The 1705-nt window shown below is 40.2% G+C and carries 1 protein-coding gene; it reads right to left on the bottom strand.

The window, feature by feature from the left end; genetic code table 11:
- Positions 1 to 108 precede the first annotated feature (108 nt).
- Complete coding sequence (locus NCCP2331_RS18200; protein ID WP_251672115.1) at positions 109 to 1569, bottom strand: IS1182 family transposase; 1461 nt, start codon at positions 1567 to 1569, stop codon at positions 109 to 111.
- Between the last annotated feature and the right edge of the window lie 136 nt (positions 1570 to 1705).

Genomic DNA, 1705 nt, shown 5'->3' with positions numbered 1-1705 from the left:
GAGGCCGCTGAAAAACTTACGTTTTTTTCAATGTATAGTTTTTCAAACGAAAATAAGGCACTTTCCATTCGTTTTTGAATGGAAAGTGCCTTATTTCTTGATCTATTCTTATTCTTTATCGCTCAGTAACTTGATAATCCGTTTTAGGTTGACCGCAAATATGGTGGTAGCGCCTTGTATCTCCATGCCAAATAAGCCCGCTGATTTGGCCGTTTTGTAGCCATGCGGATGTTTCAATTCGCTATTCTTCGCTTCAATTTTATAACGCTTCTTCGCAAGTTGTTTAAATTTATCCGTCTCTTGAAAAGCGGCTTGTTCTTCATGTTCGATTGATTTGATGGTCACGCTGTATGTTTTGCTTTTAGCTCCTTCTTGATAACAACCTTCACGCATTGGACATACCTTACATTTTTCGATATTAAAATAATACTTAGTACGCTGATTTTTATTCTGATTTTTCTTTCCTGTCCGTGCCTTTCGAATCGCCATGTGCCCAGCAGGACACACAAACATTCCTGCATCTTTATTGTAATCGAATTCTATTTTTCGTTGTCCACTACCGCTTGTAATAACGGTATTTAACTTGGATATTAATTGGAGCTCTTCTGTTTTGGCGTATTGTAAGTTGTCTTTTCCGGAATACGCTGCGTCACCCAGAACGGTTTCAATATCCATGCCTGCCTCTTTACTTTTTTCAATTAATTCTTGAAGATATTGCCCGTCACTTTTTTCGCCTGTCGTCACAATCGCCGCGGTAATAATTCGTTCGTCGCTCATCGCAATATGCGTTTTAAAACCAAAGAAAGCGGAGTCAGCCGACTTATGTCCAACCCGTGCATCTGGGTCATTGGAGTAACTCCATTGGTTCTCATAATCATCAATCACTTCTTTTAAGACATTGACTCTTTCTTTTACGGCTGGGATTTGTGCGACCTTTGATTGTGTTTCGACCACTTCAACCACTTGACGACAGTACTGTAATTCTTCTTCAATTTCATTTGAGGTAGGTTTCGCAGGAAATTTCCCGACCATTTCTTCTTCCAATTGATAGACTGCTTTCCGCACATTTTTTGATTTTTCCTGCAGGAACTCCTTGGGTGATTTTTGATTGTAGCGCGCTTGGGTATGGGTTGCATCCACCATGATCATTTTACTGAGGAGGAGCCCTTTTTCGACTGCGATTTCCACTGTTTTATTGATGAGTAGATCCAATAGATGTAGATCCTGTAAGCGAAGGCGGCGAAATTTTGTCAGGGAACTCGAATTCATGACGTCCTCTTCTGGCGTCATATCTAAAAAATATTTAAAGGACATATCGTACTTTGAGCGCTCGACAAGATCGGCATCGGATAAGTCATAAATTGATTTGAGTAGTAAATATTTGAACATCCGAATCGGGTGAATGGCATTGCGACCGTTTTCTAAACAATACTTTGATTGAAGTTCGTCTAAGACAAATGAAAAGTCTACGAGATCATTGATCTGTCTGAGCAGATGATCTTTCGGAATCAGCACATCATACAGCGCCATATAAGGACTTAGATTGAGCGTTTCTTGTTTGGAAATCATGGTCGCACCACCTCGAATTAGTTCCTTTTATTTTACTATGGAAAACAGATGGAGAGAACAGAAAAGCGACTGTGCATACGGATTTCCGTTCGCACAGTCGCTTTTCTTCTTTTATTGGACTTTTTCAGCGGCCTCG

It is taken from the genome of Sporosarcina sp. NCCP-2331 (genome assembly GCF_023707945.1).
GTDB lineage: Bacteria > Bacillota > Bacilli > Bacillales_A > Planococcaceae > Sporosarcina > Sporosarcina cascadiensis.
This window is presented reverse-complemented; position numbering and strand designations above follow the sequence as displayed.